The sequence below is a fragment of the Solibacillus sp. CAU 1738 genome (assembly GCF_039888725.1).
In the GTDB taxonomy this organism is placed as follows: Bacteria; Bacillota; Bacilli; order Bacillales_A; family Planococcaceae; genus Metasolibacillus.
In genome coordinates this window covers 191644-211115 of sequence record NZ_JBDQQN010000002.1, presented here as the reverse complement: position 1 = coordinate 211115, position 19472 = coordinate 191644, and the positions used below count along the sequence as shown (strand labels likewise).

Below are 19472 nucleotides of genomic sequence, written 5' to 3'. Positions count from 1 at the left end.
AGAATAGATGGATTTTGGCAATTATAAATGTATCAACAATCCTTAAGAATTCTTAAGGATTTTCGCTATTTCCTCTTAAGGTTTGAAATTTAAAGTATGATTATCAATTCAAATCAATGAGGTGGTCAATTTGAAAAAAATTTTATTCCTGTATCAATTTCTAATCAATCCAAAATCTGTAGGTGCTATTCTTCCTAGTTCAAGATTTCTTGGTGATAAAATGATTGAAAAAATCAATTTTAAGAAAGCAAAATACATTGTTGAATATGGTCCGGGTACAGGTGTATTTACGGAAAAATTGATTAAAAAAAGAGATTCTAAAACAGTTATTTTATTAGTTGAAAATAATAAAGGATTTTATTCATTGCTTAAAGAAAAATATAAAGAGCAAAATAATGTATTCGTTGTAAATGGATCTGCAGAACATATTGAACGGTATTTGAGAGAGTTCGATATCCCTTATGTTGATTATGTTATATCTGGTCTTCCTTTTTCGAGTTTATCAAAAAACATTTCATGCAAAATTTTATTAAATACTAACAAAATCTTAAAAGAGGATGGAATATTTATTACTTTCCAATACACAAAATTAAAAAAAGAATTTATTAAACATTATTTCACTAAAATTGATATTAAAAGAGAGTATAGAAATTTCCCACCTGCCTACATCTTTAACTGTTCTACATCAAAAAAACATATGGAGGAATTTGATGATATCAAAAATACTAATTGTTGATGACGATAAAGAAATTAGAAATCTTATTTCGGTATATTTAGAAAATGAAGGTATGCAAACTCAAAAGGTTGAAAATGCTATTGAAGCATTGAAAATACTAGAAGAAAAAGCTTTTGACCTCATTATTTTAGACATTATGATGCCGAAGATGGATGGTATTCAAGCATGTATGAAAATTAGAGAAGAACGCAGCATGCCGATTATCATGCTTTCGGCAAAATCAGAAGATATGGATAAAATTCAAGGTCTTACTGCTGGTGCCGATGATTATTTATCTAAACCATTTAATCCATTGGAATTAATTGCTAGGGTGAAATCTCAATTAAGAAGATATAAAAAATACAATACAGATTCATCTATCGACAAAAGTGTTATTGAGATAGGGGATTTAGTTGTCAATACAGATACACGTCAAGTTTTCGTACAAGAAAAGGAAGTTAGGTTAACTCCGAAAGAATTTGATATTTTAGAATTGCTTAGTCGAAACAAAGGGAGAGTCTTAAGTGTTGCAAAAATTTATGAAGCGGTTTGGAAGGAAGACTTTTATAAGTCTGATAATACAGTGATGGTACATATTACAAAAATTAGAAACAAAATAGAGGAAGATCCCAAACAGCCTATATATATTAAAACGATTTGGGGAGTAGGTTATAAAATATGAAGACAATTAAGTTTCAAAATACACTAACCGTAAATCTTCTTTTAATGATTATCATTAGTTTTTTTGGAACCCTAGCAGTGATGGTCGTCTTTTCAAAAATGGATACTTTAATTAACCCAAATGGCAGTATCTTGCAAGCCGGTTTGCTACTGACATTTTGGTTTTCTTCTGTAATACTAACGTTCATTGTCATATTTACATTGCTCGTAAGGAAAAAAATACTGTATTTAAAATATATTTCTGAAACAGTGCAACATATTGCCAATGGAAAACTGGGGAAGACAATTGACATTAAAGGGAAGGATGAACTATCGCAGCTAGCAGGGAACATTAATTACATGTCAAAGGAGTTAGAAAATAAGTTTATTCATGAAAGACAACTAGAAAAGGTGAAAAATGAACTGATAACAAATATATCTCATGATTTACGGACGCCATTAACATCAATTATTGGCTATTTGAATTTAATAAAGAGTGGGCAATATAAAAATGAAAATCAGCTGCAGGAATACTTTGAAACTATTTATTCAAAATCACAAAGACTAAATTATCTAATGGATGAACTGTTTGAATTTACCCGTTTATCTAGTCCGGATGCTATGTTAAATCTATATAAAATTGATTTGGCGAGTTTATTGCAGCAAATCGTTGGAGAATATATTCCAATATTCGAGGAAGAACATTTAAGTGTTCGAAATTCGATAACAAATGAAGATATCCCTGTTTTAATAGATGTAGAAAAAATGGTTCGGGTTTATGAAAACCTCTTTATGAATGCGATAAAATACAGTATTAAACCTTCGGAAATTAATATATCCCTAATTTCTAAAGAGAATACCGTAGCTTTAAAGGTGTCAAATAGAGTGGAACAACCCCCTGTAGATAATGTAAATAAATTGTTTGAACGGTTTTACAGAGGAGATATGTCGAGAATGGGTGAACAAGGGACTGGCCTTGGACTATCAATTTCCAAAAGAATCGTAGAACTACATAATGGGGACATTCATGCGGAATATAAGGATGGTTGGATAACCTTTATAGTTGAACATCCTATATGTGATTAATGACCTATAGCGCAAACAATTCAAGACTATGCAACTATCAAGTTTCCGTACGACCAGTGCTTGATGTGCATAGTCTTTTTTTGAACAGTTTTTACAGGTGTGTTTACCTTGCTGAAACAGGATAATGTTGTAATTATCACATATTAATAAATTGCATTGCCAACATAAGACCTACAGGGATAGTAACCCAAAGTAATAAGTTGCTCATTATGATCTTAAAATAAGAAGTATTTTCTAACGTTTTTTTGTTAACGAATCTCCACATCAATAGTGCCCCAATAGCCCATATCGGTAAGATTAAAAAGAATTCTGGTGTTAAGGAAGTAGCGTCACCTATTCCCCCTTCTGCATAGAAATAAGATATCAATATTGCAATAAGACCACTTAATATAACATTGCTCACAACTAAGATTGATTTCAATTTAAACAACATCCTCCCTTTTGAAAAATATAATATTCATGACATGACATTTAAATCTAAATTATCAACCACAGGTAGGTGCAAAAAAAGACATTTCGTTTGCGGCATCCTCCTTACCATTAAGAATATTCTAACAATCACATGAAATTTCTTCAAAATTTTAACTTTAATAGAAACTATGGTTGTTATTTTTCCCATTAGTGCTTCTTTACTTAACAAGGAAGTTAAATGGCTTCCAAAAGAAGAAAGGGGAAATGTAAAAATGTCAGAAAACGCTATTATTTTAAACGGTAAGTATGTTAATAATGAGCTAGAACAAGAAGCATACGTACAAAACGTTCAAACGAAGTCGGATTTCCATTTGCTAATGGAGGAACTTCAAAAACATGTTCCATTCAAACAAGATGATTTGACGGTGAAAAGGTTGTATATTTACGATGGTGTCGCCGTTGACACTAAAAAATTTGGAACAGGTAAAAATATTACTTTGGGCTATGAAAATAAGGTGCAAATTAGTAGTATTGTTGCCATCTTGGAAAATCAAGTTGTTGAAAAGTTTTATGGTAGAGTAGTATCTGCTGATAATAAAAACGTGTTGGTCTTTGATGTGCTTAAAGGGAAAGTGAACTTGTTGTTTACTGATAAAAATGAAGGGCAACTGGAGAAAGACATCGATACATCAGCAATACATGATCCAGCCTTTAAACCGTTAAGCACGACAGACGCAGTTATTCAACAAGGTTTGTTCGATTTCTGTTTAAAAGACCAATACGGAAAAAAATATCAACACTGTGGTAAAGGTTGTGGATCAGGATCAGGTGCTATAGATGGCGGTGGTACACCTATAAATAGTATCGATACATGTTGCCGAGCACATGATCGTTGTTGGGATCAGTTCGGTAGTTGGGACTCTTGTTGTGACAAAATTCTCGTTGACTGTGCAAACCGTTATGAACATGTGGACAATGCAACACAAAATCAAATTTGGTTAGTTTTTGCTGCGAATGCCGCGTTCTGCTGATAAATTATTAATATTTCAGTAGTAGTAGTAGTTGCTGCTACAGTATTATCAAAAATAACTGTATTATATCTATACTATGTCAGACAGTAGACAAAGCTTCACTTTTCAGCTTTGTCTACTGTTTTGTTTTGAATCAAATGTCCAGGAACCTTTAATATTAGTGTTTGTTGAGTTATTCTATATCGAAAAAAATTAGTTTGTCGACGTTGAACCAGGTGCAATAATAGGTTTTGTTCCAAAGTATTGCCGTAATTATTATTTATAATTCTTGTATCCTTTCGGTGAAAATTCCCAATAGCCGTTTTCTATTAAAAATGATAGCATGACAATATATATTGTAGTAACTGGTTATAATAATCTTCGAATAATTAAGAGTTTAATAAACATCAAAATGAGGAGAATACAAATGATTAGAACTGCAGTAGGAGCAATAATTTATCAAGGGAAAGAAATTCTTTTAGTACATAAGGTTAAAATAAGCTCAATAAAAAACTCGAATAATCATATTAGTGGTGATTGGGATTTTCTGAAAGGTGGCGTAGAAGAGGATGATAAAGATCTCCAGGATGCATTATTAAGAGAACTTGAAGAGGAAACAGGCTCAACAAATTATAAGATTATTAAACAATTAGATGAAAAAATTAGTTTTTCGTTTCCTGAAGATGTTGCACAAAAAATAGGTTATATAAAACAAGAAACTACGATGTATATTGTTGAGTATTTAGGGGATGGGTCTGATTTAATGCCAAAAGATGATGAAATCAATGCAGTTGAATTTTTGAATTCGGACGAGGTATTCGAGAGATTAACACATCAAGATACAAAGGAGTTTTATGTTAGAGTTCAATCCAAGATGAAGGAATAAGTTTATAAGTTTTTTTAATATAAGCAAAGACGGGGATATCTATCGTTTTAAACAAATAAGTAATTAATCGGCAATTCTTCAGGCTAAAAAAAGGGGGAAATAGCTTTGGGACAAAATACATCACATATTTATACACCTTCTAAACACTTTGTTTCAGCTGCAACTATTGTAATCAACGACCAAAAAGAAATTCTACTCATTAAGGGTCCCATAAGAGGCTGGGAAATGCCAGGTGGAATAGTTGAGGAAGGTGAGTCTCTGTAAGACGCAGCAATAAGGGAAACTAAAGAGGAGTCTGGTATTGAAATTGAAGTGCTAAAATTTTGCGGGATATTTCAAAATGTAAATAAGTCAATTTGTAATACGCTCTTTTTAGCTAAGCCAATTGGTGGCAAATTAACAACTTCACCAGAAAGTTTAGAAGTTGGTTTTTTCCCTATCGAACAAGCTTTAAAAATGATAACTATAGATAATTTTAGACAAAGAGTAGAGTTCTGTCTTGATAGCAGCAAACAACCATTTTATGTGGAATTTTAAGTCCTATGGAACGGTATTGTTATTCAACCAATTATTTTGTTGTATGATATTCTTAATCGAGAGTTAGCAAATATTTAAGGGTGGCAACTAGCCACTCTTTTTATTTTCTTCGGCAAAATTGAAACGTGCTGCAGAAGAAAATACGTATTCTGCATTAATTTACATAGGAAAAAACAATAAGAAAATCTTAAGAATTGATGTGTGCGTTTGTTAAGATTTAATTAGTATTATATCTTTAGACGAATCCTATAGGGGTGATCACAGGAGCCTAAAGAGATGGAGGAGTGAATGTAGTTGAACATTTTGATTTGTGATGATGATAAAGAAATTGTACGAGCGATTAGCATTTATTTAGAAAATGAGGGATACCAAGTATTCAAAGCTTACAATGGGATTGAGGCAATCGACCTTGTTCGAGATCACGCCATTCACCTAATTATTATGGATATTATGATGCCGAAAATGGATGGGATAACGGCGACGATGAAGATTCGGCAAGATAATATGATTCCGTTAATTATGCTTTCTGCTAAGTCGGAGGATCATGACAAAATACTCGGATTAAATATCGGAGCAGATGATTATATGGCCAAGCCGTTTAATCCATTAGAACTTGTGGCCAGAGTGAAATCGCAGCTAAGAAGGTATACGACATTTGGTAGTCTAGAGGTAAGTAGTACTGTATTTGAAACGGGCGGGCTCATGATTGATGATGAACAAAAAGTCATTACTGTTGATAAAGAAGTTGTTCATTTGACACCAGTGCAGTATAAAATTTTAAAGCTTCTCACAGCAAATGCTGGGAGAGTATTCACCATTGAAGAAATTTATGAAAAGGTATGGAATGAAAGGGCCATCAATCCTGAAAATACCGTTGCGGTTCATATTCGAAAGATTCGAGAAAAAATTGAAATTAATCCGAAAGAGCCGAAATATTTAAAAGTTGTATGGGGAGTTGGGTATAAAGTTGAGAAATATTAGTCATGCATTTATTACAAAAATGGTTGTGTTTCTGATTGCCGTCGTTTGTATAACTGGTACAACAAAGGCAATTATCGACATGGAAGTAAATGAGGTTCATCTTAGCAGTATAAATCAAGATAACTATTTTGAAAGCCAAGCATTCGCTGAGGAAAGTTACAACATTATTTCTCCCTTAGCGCAATTAATCGGAAAATACAAAAGTGAAGAGTATATTTTAAGTGGTAAGACACTAACGGAGGATGATATTAGAGAAATCGAAGAAGAATTATATAATGAATACGGTTATTCATACAAATATAATTCAAATGAAGAGGAAAATAAGAGCGTATTTGAAGAAAAGTACGAAAATGACATAAAAAGTAAAAAAGATGAAAGAATGAAAGAACAGGTAAGAGAATATTATCGGTTACTCAGCACACTAGAAGCAAAGGAAGGAATCGTGTATTATGCTAGTGACGGTGAGCATATATTTTCCAATAGTGGACTAAATAAGAAAGACCAATTTGATTCATTTGGTGCATATATACTAATTGAGGATTATCAACAAAAGCTTTACCCAAATGAAGTGAATGAAAGCAGGTACTCTAATTACTTTACACACAGTGTTGAAGAGTTGAATCCACAAACAGACGTTATTTATGTGGCGTTTAATGATCCTTTCTTACAACAAGAAATATCGGAATGGGAAAAAGGCAAAGAGCTTGCTAAAAATTTACTTAATGAATTTATTGTATTTGTAGCAGGATTTGTTTTATCTTTTGTTTATTTAATCATTGTGATTGGAAGAACTCCATCTAAAGATAAAGAAATACAATTAAATGTCATTGACAAACTTTATAATGATCTCAATATTGTGATTGTCGTTTGTTTAATTTCATTGTGGATTGCATTGGTTGTTGAAGTGCTGCAGGATATGTACTTGCTTCTCACTGTACCTATTTTTAGCATTGCCTTACTGCTAATTTTATCGCTTATTAAGCATATCAAAAATAGGACATTCCTTCAGCATACTCTCATCTATCAAATTCTTAAAAAGATTTTTCTTTCGGTGAAAAATGTATTTGATAGTGGTAGTATAGGTGTGAAAATTGTGCTGCTTGTTATTGGCTATCCAGTAGTAATTGCGGCAACGTTTTTCATGTTTCCTATTACGATAGGTGTAGCTGCTTGGCTGGCGCTGAAAAAGGTGAAATCGTTTAACCGCATTAAAGAGGGCGTAGAGCATATTAAGAATGGAGATCTTCAGCATCGAATTGAAGTAGACGGAAAAGGGGAGTTAAGCAGACTTGCAGCGAATATCAATAGTATTACCGATGGGTTAAAAACGTCGGTGGATAGTGAGATTAAGAGCGAGCGTTTAAAAACAGAGCTCATTACGAATGTTTCACATGATATTAGAACACCTTTAACGTCAATTATTACGTATGTTGATTTATTAAAAATCGAAAAAGACCCTGAAAAAATTGCTGAATATATCGAAGTGTTAGATCAAAAATCGAAAAGACTTAAGCACTTAACAGATGATTTATTTGAAGCGGCTAAAGCATCAAGTGGAAGTATGCCTGTTCAATTAGAACGGATTGACATCGTATCATTACTAACGCAAGGAATAGGAGAAATGGATGAAAAAATTGAAGCGTCAGCATTAGATTTTAAGTTAGCCTACCCAACTGAAAAAGTGTATGTGAAGGCAGATGGTAAACTTCTATGGCGCTCCGTCGAAAACTTATTCTCGAATATTTTTAAATACGCACAGCCTGCATCAAGGGTGTATATTGATGTTGAAGATTTAGGCAATGAAATACTCGTGACATTTAAAAATATTTCAGCGTATGAATTAAATATTTCGGCCGATGAGCTAATGGAACGCTTTACACGAGGAGATGAATCCAGATCTAGTCAAGGTAGTGGATTAGGGTTGTCGATTGCTGAAAGCCTTATTTACCTCCAGCGCGGAAAGTTTTTAGTTCAAGTAGATGGCGATTTATTTAAGGCGATGATTTATTTACCGAAATTTCCAAATGAATAATGTAAAAAAGGAATAGGATATGAGTGTCCTATTCCTTTTTTTGTATAGGAAATATTTTTTTATTGCGATTTTTTATAAGCTCAATCATTCAAATGAATGCTGCTGCTTTTTTGTATCTAAAAAGACACCTACAGCCAATAATACAGATGCAATTAAAAATACATACATCCCTGTTCCTGCAACATTAATTGTTTCGCCAAAAAAATCACCTGATTTAGATTTCATAAAAGCTAAAATGGCTAAGATTGCTAAACCTGCACTTAATAGTCCACCGATTTTATTAATATGTATGTTTTTAATAATACAATAGACAGGATAAATAAAGAAAATAAGAAATATATAACCTTGTTGTTGAAAACCTGATGCACTTGCAAAGCCAATATCAATCCAAGCAAAAAATAATGAAATAACTGCTAAAATGCTTGCCCCTAAAATAATCTTTTTAGGTAAACTTAATTTTGCTAAATCCATGAAAATTATCCCCTTCCTATTAATACATATACTTTACAATAAATACTATATTTGGTAAATGTGTTTCGCGATATGTTATATTAATTAGGAGGTTTTTGTGTATAAACAACTAGGGTTGGTAAGCAAATGGGTCAGTTTTCGAGAAAGTTTGGGAGTTTCACATAAAAAAATAAAAGTGATAATTACATCAAAAAATAGGATATTTAATAGAGTGATATTTACAAAATAAGGGGGTAACGACTTTGGGAGAAAATACATCACATATTTACACTCCTTCTAAACATTTTGTTTCAGCGGCAGCTATTGTAATCAACGACCAAAACGAAATTTTGCTGATAAAGGGGCCAATGAGAGGCTGGGAAATGCCTGGTGGAATAGTTGAAGAAGGTGAATCTTTGAAAGACGCTGCAATTAGAGAAACTAAAGAGGAGTCAGGTATTGATATTGAAAGTCTTAAATTCTGTGGGATATTTCAAAATGTGAATAAGTCAATTTGTAATACACTCTTTTTAGCAAAGCCAATTAGTGGCAAGTTAACAACTTCATCAGAAAGTCTAGAAGTGGGTTTTTTCCCGATCGAGCAGGCTTTGAAAATGATAACTATAGATAATTTTAGACAAAGAATAGAGTACTGTCTTGATAGTAGCAAACAACCATTTTATGTAGAATTTTAAATGCTATGGAATGAAATTGATTTACATTAACTTATGACAATCAATTGAGGGGCAGGTAAGACTAGTAACGACGAAATGAGTCTATTTAAGCTTCAAGACAATTGAATCCGGTTGAAGAGGGGCATCATTGTGCTTCTCTTTTTTTGTCTGGGGACAGACCGTAAGAGAAAGAATGAGGACGAAATACTAATTTATACCTTGTTACAATGAGTCCTATAAATCAAAGGTGATTATGAAATAAAAAAATACAAGGAGAGCGGATTAATATAATGTTGGAACGGTAAGGTTTGATGCCTGCAATATGCCATAGTATATTTGGCCCTTTCTCATTTAGTTCGCCATTGTTTGGGGACGTGCAGTAGGACCATGCATCATTAAAAAAAATTGAAGTTAAAACAAGTGCTCGTCGATTTATTGAAACAATGTGGACAAACAATGGAAGCTATTCAGTATTTGGCAGATAGATTTAGTAAGCAGAAGGCTGCTGCGAATGGCACGTTATTGATGAAAACAAAGGTTTTAGTTGAAAAGAGTGAATAATCAAGGCAGTTCGAAGAGAGGAAACAATCCTGCCAATCGAACTGCCTTTTATTTATTCATATTGAGCGAACTCCATCCAATCGTTTTTTTAATTTAGCTTACTATTAAATAAATGGATCGCCACCGTTATTGTAAATTATTTCTGCTATAAAGAATTTAAAGAACTAACTAATTCCAATTCTTCATTAACTTTAACCGAAACACCATGATTTAGTGTAATTTCGACAGGAAAAGCTGTTGATTTTTTATTTGAGAAAAACCATGTACGACCCTCATTTACAAATAGTAGATATGTCGCATCTTCACGCTCTCCCATAAAAGATAAGCCGTCTGCAGAAATTTCATCATTATCACGTTCAAAAATAGACACTTCATGTAATGATGATACGGCATTTAATTTATCGGTTACAACAATACTCATCTCAGACACTTTTTGTAGAGAAGAAGCAGTAAAAGGCTCGTCACTTTGTTCGGCATCTGAAAAGCGACAAATAAATTCTACAATATTTCCGGCAGGATCCTCAAAATAGATAGATTTAGCATCAATGAAGGCAAAGTATACTTCATCATCACCTTGCTCTTGAGATAATTCTACTTTTCCTTTTGTCCATGCCTTAGCCTCTTCAAACTGATTTGAAGGTACATCGAATGCAAAATGGTAGAATGGTTTTTCTTCCAAGGGAGCTTTAACAAATGTAACTGTGGTTTTACCAACCTTTATGGTAAAACGGTTTTGCTCTTCAGAAGTTAAAGGGAATTTGAGTATAGTTTCATAAAATTGTTTTGTTGCTTCATAGTTAGAAGCATACATTGTGACATGGTCAATATTCATAAAATCAACCTTCTCTCTTTTGGTATGTTAAAGTTACCATTATTCTAAAATATAATCGCCGTGCAAAAGTCTGAATTTTCAGGGCGAAATATCCTGTTTTACGTATAAATTAATTACGGAGAATCATCATAAATAAGCGTCGATTTTCGAAAATTCTACAAAAGAGTATATTGCCGCTATTTGAATTAAAATATTATAAAAAAGGAGGTATCCCTTATGCACGCAATTAACAAAATAGGTAACAGTTTTTGGTATATTACTCCGGTATCGTTAACTGATCGCCCCATTCTAGGTATGGTGGTCGGCAATAATAAGACATTAATGATTGATGCAGGCAATTCGGAAGACCATGCTAATTATTTTCAGAAAGAACTTTTAAAAAGGGGAGTTCCGAATCCTGATATAGTTGTTATTACTCATTGGCATTGGGATCATATTTTTGGTCTTTCAGCATTATCTAATACAGTTTCCATCTCTTCTAAAGAAACAAAAAAAGAAATGGAGAAATTAATCCCATTTTCTTGGTCAGACGAGGCAATCGATGCTCGAGTGAAAGAAGGAACAGAAATAGAGTTTTGCGCCAGAGCTATTAAGGAGGAATTCAAGAATCACCGAGATATCAAGATTGTTTTGCCGGATGTCACTTTTGAAAAACGAATGGAAATCGACCTTGGCGGGGTAACTTGTATTGTTCAACATGTTGGAGGGGACCATGCTGCCGATTCAGCAATCGTGTATATCAAAGAAGAAAAAATTCTCTTCCTTGCTGACTGCATTTACCCTAATCTTTACGCCGTAAAAGAAAACTATACAATTAAGGAAACGCTTCGGTTATTAGATGAGTTAGAGCAATTTGATGCAGATGTATATATACCTTCGCATCAAAAGCCAATTTCAAAAGAGGAATTTAATCAAGAAGTAACTAAGCTTAGAACGATTGCAAAATATACAGATATTTGCGGTGGGGATCAACAGAAAATAATGATGGAATATGAAAAACACGTTAAAAGGGAATTGACAGAAGACGAGAAAGAAACGATTACCAACTTTGTGAATGGTTATTAAATCAAAAGGCAGTAGTGGCAACTAACAGGTTCGGTTAATGGAGAGAAAACATTAAATAACATCCCAATTGGGGACACAATTCATATAAGAATTAGTGTCTCCTTTTTATTGTAATATCAATATTATAAAGGATGCGGATTTACAACGTTAAGCAAAGAAAAGTCCACAAACGACGCTGGGGAATGTTATAGTAGAATCCTAAATCATTTATTATTCATCAATAATAAAAATCCTTAAATTGAGGTAACGTTTTGATTATAGTTATTTTTACGTCTGCTTTGGTGGGTAGTACCTTACCTATTTTTCTCTCATTGTTTTTTTCATTAATCAAACCTATTCTTTTGTTCGATAATACAGGTATATTTATGTTGATTACTGGCATTTCAATTGAATAGGGTGTTTTAACTACTTATGAATTGTATGTACTCAAATTTAGCTTTTGAGATATTTTTTAATCGAATTTATTTAATAAAATAACAAAAACAAAATACTAAAAATAATACCAAACCTGAAAGGATTGCAATACTATCAATATTATTTTTTCTCCTTATAAAACCTACGTAAGATAATAATAGCGAACAAAGTGCCATTGATATGAAATAATACCCTTTAGGCTCAAAAGTTATTAATAAAAATATTAGTAGCATAAAAATAGGGATAATATATTCTTTCCTATACATTAGATTCATTTTTTTCTAATTCTCTCTTTCTAAAACGTTCCCAAACAAAAGTTTGGAAATACACTAGAAAGAGACGAGTGAATTAAAAGGAGTCCAATCCATTTGCGAATTGAACTCCCTTTAATATTGCTTATTACATTTTACACGGCTTTTTTTTCTTTATTAAAAGTGCAGGTTAGTGTAAGAATGAATCTCTGATAAGTTTGTTATATTGGTTCTAAAAGAGTATATAAAGAAGGATTTACTTCATCCTAAATAGGCACATTAATCTTATGATTAATGCGCCTATTTAGTTATGGGATGGTGGTAACTTTGAGTTTCTTCAAAAAAATCTCTTGTTTGTTAGTCGTTTTATTAGTTTGTGTAAACTTGATTGGTCATGAAGGAATCGCTTCTGATGGTGAAATTACGCTAAAAGAAGCGATTGACATTGGACTCAAGAGAGCAAAAGAATGGAATGTAAACGCAAAACTTACAAGTGTAAACAGTGTGGATGATAAGATGGGAGGCTCGAGAGGAGAAACAGGGAAACGCTTTAATTGGTTTATGAACTTTATAGTTCCAGGTACAGATGATTATGTATTAATTGGTATTTCAGAAAAGAAAATAACTGTGTTTAGGGCGAATAAGCAAACTCCAGATCCAATAATCCCCTATGATGACATTAAGTTGGATAGCTCTGATGTACTCCAATTAGCAAAGGATCAATACGGACTAAAACAAGGGGAAGATTGGGCAACAGGATTTAATTTTACACTTGATAGTATTGATGGTAAACCCATTCTAACAGTGTTTGGTAATGATCAAGATAATCGTTTTACTCGGATATCATTCAATGCCAAAAACGGTGATGTAGTGAGCGCTATTCATAAATTACCATACGGTGGAGGATTAATATCCAAACGTATTGATACCGAAAACCTAACAAAAAAAGGGATGGCGATTACAGGGGTTGTCGCTGGAAATAAAGATTTAGTTGTTTGGGGAGATAAAAAACCAACACAATTCAGTACAACTAAGCAACCATTTATTGAATGGAGCGATAACAATGGTGAAACATGGACAGGACTCCAAGCTAATAGTTATGTAACACACGCCTGGTTTAATTTAAAGGATCAATTATATGCAGCAACGGAAAAAGAATTATGGGCAGGTATTACATCAAAAAGTAAAGGAACGAAAATTCTTACATTAGACCACATGATTGAGAACATCGATTATTCAATTAACAATAATATAGCGGCGATATCAAATGGAAAGGTTTACTATACGAGCAATAAAGGGGAGAGTTGGAAACAAGCTATTGTACCGAAACCATTATATATTGTTCAAATATCGGATAATGGTGACTTAGTAGGATTCACAGAAGAAAGAAAGATTTTGCAAAAGACAAATGATAGCTGGAACGAGATAACTATGCCGAATAGTAATGATATTCCTTTGGATATGAAAGTGATTCATAATAGGCTATTCATTTCCACACAAAATGGAATTTGGACCCGAAATCTTCAAGAGGGAAATTGGAGGAAAATTCAAGTTGATGAAATGATAGTTAAACTTATTAAAAAAGGAGAGAAATTATTCGGAATAACAGAAAAAGATGAAGCTATTTATTCCATTAACATGAAAGATGAAGGAAAATCTGAAAAAGTGTTTGCTGCAAAGGATTTAATCATTTGGGATGTGGATAGCATGGGTGATAAGTTATGGATTGCAACTATACCAGATTATTCTTGGGAAGAAATGACGATTCAAAAGAGACGGTAAAAATATTACTTGTAGGGTTGTCATGTTTACAGAAAACATCGTGCAGATTTCTTGAAGTGTATAACAACCTTCTTCTATATATTGAAGTGCTAAGATTTTAACATCTGTTAAAAATGATTTTTTTGGCATGAAAAAACTCCCCATCTAGATAAACAGATTTTATTATTAATCTGTCTACCTAATGGGGAGCATATCAATTAATATCATTTGTGGCTTTTTGCGTATGCTTCACATGCAGTACTATGAAATACCCCATGGCACGTTTTATATAATCAAACTAACGATAATACCTGAAAGTATACTTACAAGTGTGGCACCATACAACAGTTTCAACCCAAAGCGCGCAACGACATTCCCTTGTTTTTCATTCAAACTTTTTACAGCCCCGACAATAATACCAATAGACGAGAAGTTGGCAAAGGAAACTAGGAACACAGAAAGAATGCCCATTGTTCGCTCACTAAAGTGATAATTCCCTTCTGATAAATCCAACATCGCCACAAATTCATTGGTCAACAGTTTAGTCGCCATTATTGATCCAGCACTAACTGCTTCAGAGAAAGGAATCCCCATAATGAAGGCAACTGGAGCAAAGATATAACCTAATATCGTCTGGAAAGAAATATTAAATAATAGCTCAAACACATGGTTGAATCCCGCCATTAATGCGATGAATCCAATTAGCATGGCTCCGACGATAATTGCCACTTTAAAACCATCAATAATATACTCACCAAGCATTTCAAAAAAGGATTGCTTTTCCTGCTCCTCTATTTCTAATATATCCTCATTTGGGTCAATTTCGTACGGATTAATTATAGTAGCTATGATAAAACCACCAAATAAATTTAAAACTAAAGCTGTGACAATATATTTTGGTTCCAGCATCGTCATATAAGCACCGACTATTGACATCGATACAGTCGACATCGCCGAAGCACATAGCGTATACAAACGCTTTTTAGAAAGCATGCCGAGTTGTTTTTTTAATGTGATGAAAACCTCGGATTGTCCGACCATCAGTGAAGCAACTGCATTATATGATTCAAGTTTACCCATTCCATTCACTTTACTTAATAACAATCCAATTCCCCTCATAAGGATTGGTAGAATTTTTAGATGTTGAAGAATCCCAATTAATGCAGAAATAAATACAATTGGCAGCAATACAGTTAAAAAGAATGGAGCCTCTCCCGCATTTGCCATGCCGCCAAACACGAAGTTAATCCCTTCGCTTGCATATTCAAGCAGCTTGTTGAAAACAGCAGCTATTCCCTGGATGATGAATAATCCAAATTCTGTATTTAACAGTAATAATGATAATAGAATTTGTATGACAATCATCGTGATAATGGGCTTGTATTTTATCTCTTTTCGATTAGAACTTGCCAACCAAGCCAAAAACAATACAACTAGAATACCTAAAATAGAAATAACGTATTGCACATAGTACCTCCTGTTGAAATTTAATAATATGCGATCGCCTATTTACCGCTTGAATTTTAAATTTTTTTACTTGTGTTTACAACCGATATTTTGTCCATTTTTTAAAAAAAGAACCGGACATATTTTTTAAGTAAAATCCTATTAGCAAAGTGAGAAGGCCGAGCATTAATAACGATTGGCGGTAGCCAAATGGATGTGCGTTATATTATATCCAGAATAAATAATTTTATTGGGAGGTAAAGTAAAACTTATGCTTGTCCATAAAGTCCATAAAGTAATTAAATTTCTCTTCTATCCAAAAAGTAGCAAACCATAGTTGTTCTTTATTCGTCTTTCTTCTTAGGTTGTAAATTGTTCCTTTCTAAAATATTTGATTCACTGTTTATTATCTTGTTAGGTATATATGCAGTATTATGTCCTTCATCTCTTGCTTTAATTAGTATTGAAACTTTGTCTTCATATTTCATTTTATCTGGAAATATTTATTGGTAATTTTTGTTTGTATCATTAATAATGTTAATTGGAAGTAGGGATAATGATGAGGAGTGATTTCTATATTTAAGAAAAACATAAAAAGGATACTTAAATCATTATTAACAAATCCAATATTTACAATTGGATACTGGATTTTTTGCTATGAGTTAGCTTCATTATGTATGTATGGAAGAGTTAATAATAATATATATTTTTTAATAATATGTATCGTATTTTTAATATCTATCATTGCAATTACTGCAATTAGAATTGTAAAAGATAAAGAATCTGACTCTAAAAAACCAAATCCATTCCAATATATTTCTATATTAATTATTGTTTCTATAACATTATTTTATGGAGTAGAGATTTATAAAAGTGCAACAAATTATGGTGGCAAACTTGCGTGGACTATAGAAAGATTAAAAAACGAAAAATCAGTTAAATTTGAACATAATAATATATATAAATACGGAGTAGAAGGTATTTTTGAAGATATAAATGAGAAATATACTTTGCCCAAGAAATTATATATAGAAAGTGATTTTAAGCTTACATTTAACTCAGCTGGAACAATCACATCTCTTTATACATTTGTGTATGGGAAAAATGAAGTTGGGAAGGAAGAAAGTTTCTTAATAACTTATGATAAAAAAAAGCCTCAAAAGCTTACTTTACGGCTAAATGGATATGCGGGTGCTGTTTATGATGATGATAAATTAGTTGAACCATTAATTAAAACAGTTAATGCTATTCCAGTTCAGCTAGCCGTTAGTAAGTGGCATGAAAGTGAATATGGATTGGTTTATTTTGGGAAACGAAATTGGGGCTATAACACAGAGGGAATTATTAATATTAATGAGGAAGGCATAGAGTATCCTTTTGAAAAAGTAAATTTTGAAAAAATTGGATATACGGTATCTATATATGTCCCAGGAAAAGAGAAAGAGATAATACCTGCTAGATATAACTTAATTGGTGACTCAAGTTGGAATACTACACCAAATCAAGATAGTTCTAAAGAAAAGCAACAAGAAAATAACGAGGAAGAACAATTTTTCCTATCAAAAGAAGTTGGATATCAACTAAATTTTGTAGATAAAGCATTAGGAAGTACTTTATATTCACTAAGTAAGACTGTTAATGGGGGAGAAACATGGGAGGTTGTAAATGAAGATCCATTCATAGGGTTAATTGGTAGTGTATTAGGAATGACTTTTATAAATGATAAACTTGGATTTATAGGAGCAATCAATCCTTCTGGTACTAGCGGAGATTTATATCGTACAGATGATGGGGGCATATCTTTTGAAAAAGTAATGTATTCACCTCATGAAGTAAAATTAGATAGTGGACAGTCTATTAGTCCTTACGATTCTCCAAGTATACCTTATGAGAAAGATGGCATTTTTAATATGTTAGTCGGGCAAGGATCAGATGGAGATTACAATGGTAATAGTAGTGCACTTTATCAATCAAAAGATAAAGGTGCAACATGGGAATATGTAAAAGAAGTTGAATAGAATAATAATATATAAGCCTTCGTTGCATGTAAAACGGGAACCATAAGTAAGCGCGGTTACTAGTTATTGAATAAGGAGATTTTAGTATGCTAACTGTTCGACAAATATTTTCAAAAGATTACCCATCAGGGAAGAAAGTATTTTATAAATATACGTCAGAAAAATATTATGAACTCCATATAGAACGAAAAGATAAAGGGTGGAATTTCTCTTTAATTGAAGAAAGATTTGTAGCTCCTTTTGTAAAAAAATTAGAAGAAGAAATTTTTGAACCATATAAAGAAGGCTCGGAATTTTATTTGGCGGAGCTTAATGGCGTTGAATCTGCTATTATGGTAATCCAAAAAATGGAGTGGAATAATACATTATTAATTCATGATTTATATGTTGATGATCGATTAAAGAAAAATGGTATTGGTAGAAGTTTAATTGAAGTAGCCAAGAAAAGAGCAACTGAATTAGGCGTTAGATCGATTACATTAGAAACACAAACGTCTAATTATCCAGCCGTCCAGTTTTATCTGAAAAATGGATTTGAATTAGTTGGATTCAATACTATTTCCTATACAAATGAAGATGTAAATAATAATGAAGTGCGTATAGAAATGGCTTATTTGATAGAAACCAGCACTTAGGTAAGTTACGCTGAAACTAAAATAGTGGATGATAGTAAAATACTAGCTAAACCATTGATATAATAATGATTTAGCTAGTATTTTATTTTTAGTATTTATGATTCAAGCTGTAAAATCACCTTAGTAAACTCCTTAAAATCATCAATATGTTTTTCTAAGATGGCTTCTAGAATATCGAGCTCTAAAGCTTGATAGTCATATACAGCAATATTACGAAAACCAACCATATTCATTAATGTTTTTGTAAGTGCTGCATTAATAAGTCCTGCTTCCTGCAATAGCTTGAAAGCTTCGCGACTGGCTTTTGGTACACCAAGTTTTCTTTCACTCACAATATGCATTGCTATATCAATACTCGCCTCACAAGCACGTTGAATATTTAGAATGATACTATCTTGCTTCGTAAAGTCAGATAAATTTTGAGGCTTTCCTTCATATACTTCATGAATTCGCTTTATACAGTGTTCAATGGTCGTCGTTTTATTTAAAATGACATCATTCATCTCCAAATACACTTCCTCTTTCTTTAATAGCTTCAATGATTGGTTTGCGTTGTTCATTTAATGTAACGTACATGCTAAATGCCCGCATTTTTTGGCGTGTAAATTCATTTGCGTTTTTAATATAAATCGGTATACCTTGCTCGAAAATCTGCATTGCAAATACCGTATCAATTTGTTTAATATCGACTAAATCTACTTCTCGCTCAGCGATTAAAGCGAGCTCTCCAGCAAGTATAAACCGTTCATAAGATGACAGCTGCTTGTCACTAAAAAATGCAAGATCGATATCACTTTCCGCATGAGCCGTTCCCTTTGTGAAAGAACCGAAAAGAATAATGAAGTCAGGATTTAATTGTTGCTTTAGCTTTTCAATGATTTGCTTTTGTGTTTCTTCGTTTAGCATGCATATCACCACTTTCTATTCATTATATACGTACACCATAAAAGCCGCACTTAAACATATTACTGAGAACCCTATAAAAAACTCCAATATTTTTCGTGAATATCATAATTAAGTATATAATTGGTAATATATGTTTTGTGT

19 protein-coding genes and 1 pseudogene are annotated in these 19472 nt (G+C 32.6%); 14 read left to right on the top strand and 6 right to left on the bottom strand.

All coding sequences use genetic code 11. The annotated features are described in order from the left end of the window. Positions 1–130: 130 nt before the first annotated feature. Genes AAFN87_RS06145 through AAFN87_RS06135 form a run of 3 tightly spaced genes read left to right on the top strand, consistent with a single transcriptional unit; the run spans position 131 to position 2461 of the window. On the top strand, positions 131–736 hold the full coding sequence (locus tag AAFN87_RS06145; RefSeq protein WP_347790165.1) for a class I SAM-dependent methyltransferase: 606 nt from the start codon (positions 131–133) through the stop codon (positions 734–736). Beyond that, the gene (locus tag AAFN87_RS06140) at positions 711–1397 is read left to right on the top strand and encodes a response regulator transcription factor (RefSeq protein ID WP_347790164.1); all 687 of its coding nucleotides are present in this window, start codon (positions 711–713) and stop codon (positions 1395–1397) included. Before AAFN87_RS06145 ends, AAFN87_RS06140 begins: the two co-directional genes overlap by 26 nt. Then, the gene (locus AAFN87_RS06135; RefSeq protein ID WP_347790163.1) at positions 1394–2461 is read left to right on the top strand and encodes a sensor histidine kinase; all 1068 of its coding nucleotides are present in this window, start codon (positions 1394–1396) and stop codon (positions 2459–2461) included. Before AAFN87_RS06140 ends, AAFN87_RS06135 begins: the two co-directional genes overlap by 4 nt. Before the next feature lie 136 nt (positions 2462–2597). Here the strand turns inward: AAFN87_RS06135 and AAFN87_RS06130 are convergent, their stop codons facing one another. After that, the gene (locus AAFN87_RS06130; RefSeq protein ID WP_347790162.1) at positions 2598–2882 is read right to left on the bottom strand and encodes a hypothetical protein; all 285 of its coding nucleotides are present in this window, start codon (positions 2880–2882) and stop codon (positions 2598–2600) included. A gap of 262 nt (positions 2883–3144) precedes the next feature. Here AAFN87_RS06130 and AAFN87_RS06125 point away from each other — a divergent pair, with 262 nt between their 5' ends. From AAFN87_RS06125 to AAFN87_RS06105, 5 genes and pseudogenes are all read left to right on the top strand, one after another. Next, positions 3145–3903 (top strand): hypothetical protein, encoded by a 759-nt coding sequence (locus tag AAFN87_RS06125; protein WP_347790161.1) that lies wholly within the window; start codon positions 3145–3147, stop codon positions 3901–3903. A gap of 406 nt (positions 3904–4309) precedes the next feature. Beyond that, positions 4310–4768 (top strand): NUDIX hydrolase, encoded by a 459-nt coding sequence (locus tag AAFN87_RS06120; RefSeq protein ID WP_347790160.1) that lies wholly within the window; start codon positions 4310–4312, stop codon positions 4766–4768. A 105-nt stretch (positions 4769–4873) separates the two neighbouring features. Next, positions 4874–5305: pseudogene (locus tag AAFN87_RS06115) on the top strand (NUDIX hydrolase). Between the two features lie 294 nt (positions 5306–5599). Continuing rightward, positions 5600–6286, top strand: coding sequence for a response regulator transcription factor (locus AAFN87_RS06110; protein WP_347790159.1), 687 nt, complete (start codon positions 5600–5602; stop codon positions 6284–6286). Continuing rightward, positions 6273–8318: a HAMP domain-containing sensor histidine kinase gene (locus AAFN87_RS06105; protein ID WP_347790158.1), complete on the top strand. Its 2046-nt coding sequence runs from the start codon at positions 6273–6275 to the stop codon at positions 8316–8318. The genes AAFN87_RS06110 and AAFN87_RS06105 overlap by 14 nt, the downstream gene beginning before the upstream one ends. A gap of 84 nt (positions 8319–8402) precedes the next feature. Here the strand turns inward: AAFN87_RS06105 and AAFN87_RS06100 are convergent, their stop codons facing one another. Further along, positions 8403–8789 (bottom strand): hypothetical protein, encoded by a 387-nt coding sequence (locus AAFN87_RS06100; RefSeq protein WP_347790157.1) that lies wholly within the window; start codon positions 8787–8789, stop codon positions 8403–8405. A 242-nt stretch (positions 8790–9031) separates the two neighbouring features. Between AAFN87_RS06100 and AAFN87_RS06095 the strand changes: the two genes are divergently transcribed. Further along, the gene (locus AAFN87_RS06095) at positions 9032–9463 is read left to right on the top strand and encodes an NUDIX hydrolase (protein WP_347790156.1); all 432 of its coding nucleotides are present in this window, start codon (positions 9032–9034) and stop codon (positions 9461–9463) included. 399 nt (positions 9464–9862) lie between these two features. Then, the gene (locus tag AAFN87_RS06090) at positions 9863–10003 is read left to right on the top strand and encodes a hypothetical protein (protein ID WP_347790155.1); all 141 of its coding nucleotides are present in this window, start codon (positions 9863–9865) and stop codon (positions 10001–10003) included. 145 nt (positions 10004–10148) lie between these two features. Here the strand turns inward: AAFN87_RS06090 and AAFN87_RS06085 are convergent, their stop codons facing one another. Continuing rightward, complete coding sequence (locus tag AAFN87_RS06085; RefSeq protein WP_347790154.1) at positions 10149–10835, bottom strand: VOC family protein; 687 nt, start codon at positions 10833–10835, stop codon at positions 10149–10151. A gap of 216 nt (positions 10836–11051) precedes the next feature. On the opposite strand from AAFN87_RS06085, the gene AAFN87_RS06080 reads away from it, so the two are divergent. Beyond that, complete coding sequence (locus tag AAFN87_RS06080) at positions 11052–11900, top strand: MBL fold metallo-hydrolase (protein WP_347790153.1); 849 nt, start codon at positions 11052–11054, stop codon at positions 11898–11900. Positions 11901–12892: 992 nt separating this feature from the next. Further along, positions 12893–14347: a beta propeller repeat protein gene (locus AAFN87_RS06075; RefSeq protein ID WP_347790152.1), complete on the top strand. Its 1455-nt coding sequence runs from the start codon at positions 12893–12895 to the stop codon at positions 14345–14347. Positions 14348–14611: 264 nt separating this feature from the next. On the opposite strand, the gene AAFN87_RS06070 is transcribed toward AAFN87_RS06075, so the two are convergent. After that, the gene (locus tag AAFN87_RS06070) at positions 14612–15793 is read right to left on the bottom strand and encodes a NupC/NupG family nucleoside CNT transporter (protein WP_347790151.1); all 1182 of its coding nucleotides are present in this window, start codon (positions 15791–15793) and stop codon (positions 14612–14614) included. A gap of 545 nt (positions 15794–16338) precedes the next feature. Between AAFN87_RS06070 and AAFN87_RS06065 the strand changes: the two genes are divergently transcribed. Both AAFN87_RS06065 and AAFN87_RS06060 read left to right on the top strand, forming a co-directional pair. After that, a complete protein-coding gene (locus tag AAFN87_RS06065; protein ID WP_347790150.1) occupies positions 16339–17790 on the top strand; it encodes a WD40/YVTN/BNR-like repeat-containing protein in 1452 nt (483 codons plus the stop codon). An 86-nt stretch (positions 17791–17876) separates the two neighbouring features. Then, the gene (locus AAFN87_RS06060) at positions 17877–18425 is read left to right on the top strand and encodes a GNAT family N-acetyltransferase (RefSeq protein WP_347790149.1); all 549 of its coding nucleotides are present in this window, start codon (positions 17877–17879) and stop codon (positions 18423–18425) included. A 95-nt stretch (positions 18426–18520) separates the two neighbouring features. Here AAFN87_RS06060 and hepT read toward each other — a convergent pair whose 3' ends face one another. Together hepT and mntA are read right to left on the bottom strand one after the other, a co-directional pair. Then, positions 18521–18928: a type VII toxin-antitoxin system HepT family RNase toxin gene (hepT, locus tag AAFN87_RS06055; protein WP_347790825.1), complete on the bottom strand. Its 408-nt coding sequence runs from the start codon at positions 18926–18928 to the stop codon at positions 18521–18523. Further along, a complete protein-coding gene (gene mntA / locus AAFN87_RS06050) occupies positions 18921–19331 on the bottom strand; it encodes a type VII toxin-antitoxin system MntA family adenylyltransferase antitoxin (protein ID WP_347790148.1) in 411 nt (136 codons plus the stop codon). The genes hepT and mntA overlap by 8 nt, the downstream gene beginning before the upstream one ends. Positions 19332–19472: the final 141 nt, after the last annotated feature.